The organism is Coleofasciculus sp. FACHB-712 (assembly GCF_014695635.1).
Taxonomy (GTDB): domain Bacteria; phylum Cyanobacteriota; class Cyanobacteriia; order Cyanobacteriales; family FACHB-T130; genus FACHB-T130.
In genome coordinates this window covers 1-4704 of sequence record NZ_JACJOQ010000290.1, presented here as the reverse complement: position 1 = coordinate 4704, position 4704 = coordinate 1, and the positions used below count along the sequence as shown (strand labels likewise).

General features: G+C 47.4%; 2 protein-coding genes. One reads left to right on the top strand and one right to left on the bottom strand.

Annotated elements, in window-relative coordinates; translation table 11 throughout:
- The first annotated feature begins 277 nt into the window (after positions 1–277).
- A complete protein-coding gene (locus H6F50_RS07755; RefSeq protein ID WP_190428103.1) occupies positions 278–2008 on the top strand; it encodes a hypothetical protein in 1731 nt (576 codons plus the stop codon).
- Between the two features lie 116 nt (positions 2009–2124).
- Here the strand turns inward: H6F50_RS07755 and H6F50_RS07750 are convergent.
- On the bottom strand, positions 2125–4704 hold a 2580-nt coding region (locus H6F50_RS07750), incomplete at its 5' end, for a WD40 repeat domain-containing protein (protein WP_190428101.1).

The following is a 4704-nucleotide window of genomic DNA, read 5'->3' as shown; positions in this document are numbered from 1 at the left end:
TTAATGACGTGACAGACAAGTTTGTTGGTGCCCATAACGACTTTGCCAAACCGGAAGTAGCCCATGTGCTGTGGTCGGCAGTTTCTGGCAGTTAACCGCCAGTCTTAGTTAAGCCGTTAAGACTGTTCGGACGATCGCCTAACCTCCCCAACCCTGCTTGCCTATATAGGCAAGCGGGAAGACAGATGCGTCTGTGCTTGCGACACAAGAGTGGGAAAAAAGGTCAATCCAACAGCCTTGCGGTGTTAGTCGCTCAAAATTATCAGGAACCAAAGAGATGTCCGAAGACCTGCTATTCTTCAATGGAATTAATGGAGCCAGTGGCGATTATTTGCTGCCTCCTTTGACTGCCGAGCAAGTAGCTAAGATCGCCCAAGGCGAAGAGTTCGATCCAGAAAGTTTAGAAGATATCCAGTTCAAAAAGCGACAAAAAGAAGAGCCTGATTTTGCTCCAATAGAGGGAGTAGACCCAAAAAACCTCGCTGAAACAGGTTGGGGAGTAATCTTCGCTTACGATGCCGATCCGGCAATCCGAGAGGCACTTAGCGAGCTACTAGATCATCGTAAAAAACAAGCAACTCAAAAGCACGAGCATTACTACCAGGAATACAGCGGTGCTAGAGGTTATCGTTACGACAAAGCAAAAAATCAGTACGAGTCAAAAAATAAGTTTCTGTCACGTCAGGGAGTGGGGCCAGGTCCAGCCGATCCGGATAAAATGCCTTACTACCTGATGATTGTCGGAGATCCAGTAACAATTCCCTATCGCTTTCAGTCCCAGCTTAGCGTTCAGTATGCTGTAGGTCGCATTTATTTTGATACGCCACAGGAGTACGCGCAGTACGCTCGCAGTGTAGTAGAAGCGGAAACTGGCAACCTATCCTTATCCCCAAGCGCTGCCTTTTTCGGCGTATGCAACCCAGGAGATGCTGCTACTAATCTCAGCACTCAAGACCTGATTCAGCCGTTATCTGAATGGGTTGTCGAGGAACATTCCAACTGGAATGTGAAAACGATTCTTAAAGAAGAAGCAACTAAGGCTCGTCTGGGGCAACTGCTAGGAGGCAGCGAAACGCCTAGTTTGCTTTTCACCGCAAGTCACGGCATGGGTTTTCCCAATGGCGATCCGCGACAGATACCCCACCAAGGGGCACTACTGTGCCAAGACTGGCCCGGTCGCGAATGGGGGCGAAAGCCGATCCCGGAAGATTTTTACTTTTCTGGGGACGATATTGGCGAACAAGCGCGGCTTTTAGGAATGATTGCTTTTCACTTTGCCTGTTATGGTGCTGGCTGTCCCCAAAAGGATGAATTCGACGGTCACTCCCAATTTCTTTCTGAACGACCCGATATTGCGCCATATCCGTTTCTTGCCCGCTTGCCGCAGAAACTCCTGAGCCATCCCAAGGGAGGTGCCCTAGCTGTAATTGGTCATATAGATCGAGCTTGGGGCTGTTCTTTCTCTTGGTCAGATATTCGGGGTTCTAGCGATACTCGCAGGCAGATAGCAGTCTTTCAAAGTAGTGTGAAGCGCCTGCTAGAAGGTCATCCAGTTGGATCGGCAGTGGAGTATTTTGACGAGCGCTATGCCGAAATTTCCTCTGACCTTAACATTGAGTTAGAAGATATTAAGTTTGGCGCGACTCCCAACAATCAGACTTTAGCTGGTATGTGGACGGCTAACAACGACGCCCGCAACTATGCGATTATCGGCGATCCAGCAGTGCGGCTAGTGGTCAGTAATACTAAAGATGCCACTGCTGAGCGCCCCACTATTCAACTACCTGTACCTTTGCCTTCTAACCAATCGGGACAGGGGGCGGCTCAGGAAACTCCAGAGCAAGTTGTTGATGAAGCTGCCCTGAAGCAGGCTCAGACGCAGTTAATTACATCACTAGAGCAATTTGTCAATACTGTACAAAAAGCTCCAGCTAATAATACCGAAAGCTTGCAAACAGCAACGTCAATAGCCACCAATCTCTTGAATGTGTTGAGGGGATTGAGTTAATAGCGATATCGCACCTAAGTAAACGGCTGCCGGGACTTTTCCCGCGCAGCTTTCAAGTTGTTAGGGAGTGTCAAACTAAAACGAGGACGCAAGTCCTCGTTTTGGTTTGACGCTCCCTACTTTTTGGGTGAACTACTAGCAGTGCTAATACCATCACAAAGCTGGCGATCGCTCTCACTAAGATCAGCCCCAGAGTTCTTTAAATAGTCGCGTACCCAATCGCAGTTTCTTTTGAGAAATTCATCCATTTCACCAAGCTGCCATAGGCGAATGGTGTTATCGTTTTCGGTAGTAGCGAGAAGCTTACCATTGGGACTAAACGCCACTTCTGTGACGGAGCCTTGATGTCCCTGAAATTCGCCTAACTGTTGACCGTTAATGCTCCAAAGCCGGGTTGTGCCGTCCCACGATCCAGTGGCTAGCAACTGACCATCTGGACTGAAGGCCACGCTAAGTACACCAACTTTACTTTTCACAAGTTTGTCCTGCAACAGCTGGCCTTTAGTGTTCCACAACTGGATAGTACCATCTAGTTGACTAGTCACTAGGCGTTGACCATCGGGACTGAACGCTGCATCCGTCAGTTGCTCTGCCGGGATTTTAACAAATATCTGATCTTTGATGTTCCCTAGCCAAATACTAATATTTTTGTCTTTATCAACGGTAAAAACAGCCAAATTGTGACCATTTGGGCTAAATCCTATGCCACCAACCTTGATCCCTCCTTGTTGTTGGAGTTTGAGGAGCTGCTTGTTACCTTGGATGTCTACTATCTGAACACTACCATCATCTCTAGCAATAGCTAATTGCTGACCATCGGGGCTGATTGCTGCACTGAACTCGCCTTGATACTTTGAAGATGCGATTAGAGGCTTGTCTTCATCTCCCCATAGGCGGACGATACCCTCATCTGTAGTAGCGCTCAAAATTTGACCATCTGGGCTGATTACTACGTCTTCGACCTTGCCTTGAGGCTTTTGCGGCAAGCGCAATTTCTTCGCTTCGGTATTCCATAAGTAGACATTATCCTCACTTGCGCTCACTAGACGTTGACCATCTGGGCTGAATACGATGCTAGTGATTAAATCCTCCTTAACATCCATTACCTTCATCCGCCGCTGTGAGAGATCCCACAGATGAATGGTTGTACCATCAGTAGTAGCCAAAAGTTGATCGGTCTGTCTAAAAGCCATGCTCCTGACACTAGATCGGAGTTTAGATAACCATCGACCTTCGCTGTCCCGCAACCAGATAGTACCGTTTGCTCCTGTAACGCTGAGGAGCTGACTATCTGGGGTAAAATTCACATAACTAATCTCAACGCGTTGCTCACCGTCTTGATAATTTTCTTCCTTGAAGGCTTCGTTCCATTTCTTGGTTTTGATGTTCCACAGGCGGACAGCCTGGCGATCCTCAAGAATTACAGCTAAAAACTGGCTATCTGGGCTAAAGGCAGCACTATAAACCTTGATTTTATCCTTGCTGGAATCATCATTGGTCAGGAGTGTGTAGCGTTGTTTGGTTGCAACATCCTCCAAATCAACAGTTTTGTCATCTTTAATGATGACCAAGAACTTGCCATCTGGGCTGAAGTTTGCAGAACTTTCTGTGTCTTGATCAGGTCGGGAATTTTTCAACTTCTTAGTTTTGGTATCCCACAAGTAAGCAGCGTTGCTAGAGCGCCCGCTCAGGATCTGACCATCTGGGCTGAAGGCGACCTCATACAATTCTTCAGAATCGCTCTTTTCAAGTTTGTCTTGCTTCTTGGTTTTGGTATCCCATAAGTAAACGTTGGCATCCGACTTAATGACGGCTAGCTTCTGCCCATCTGAACTGATTTGTGCCGTTGATAGAGAATCATCCTTTTTTATAGAAGGATCTTTCAGGAGTTCTTCTAGTTTCTGCGTGTTGATATCCCAGACGCGAAGTGTGCCTTTACTGTCAGCAATAACCAACCGACCATCCGGGATAAACTCTATGCTCCAAATCCAACTTAGATCGCCACTTTGAGGGAGTTCTAAACGATTAGTTTCCTGCCCTGCATAACTTGTGGTGGTCAACTTATCTAACACTTGATCCTTTAACCCAGGCTCTGGCCAAAGGGTTTGCCAAAATGAATTCTTGAAGGCTTTCTCGGCTCGTGTACTTCCGATCCTTGCATCCAGTGTCTGATGACTAGCTAAGCTGGCTTCAGTAGATTGTAAAAAAGCCTTTACTTGTTGAATATCGGCTTCGCGCCATTGATATCCCGCCAAGATAGCGAATCCACTCATGATCGCAGCGACGCTGGCAGCCACCGTGAGCTGACGCCGTCGGCGTTGTTCTTCTTGCTTCCGGATGCGATCGCGTAACTGAATACAAGCCGAGACATATTCCGCCTCTTCTTGGTTGAGATGCACAAATTTGGGATGCTTCAACAACATCTCAGCATTCTCTAATCGTCCCCCCTGATGGATGAGATAAGCCTCTTGATCTGGCTTATCCTTATGTTTGTGCCAATCCCCTGTTGCCTGATTGATGTTCTCTCGCAGTTGCAGGTCACTGCGGTTCTGATCCAACCAATTTTGCAACGTCGGCCAATGACGGATTAAAGCTTCGTGGGCAACTTCTACTTCTTCCTTACCCGTTGTTTCGTTGCGACTGGTAACGACTAGCCTGGCTCCTTCACTTGCCAACTGTTGCACCAACTTTTTAGT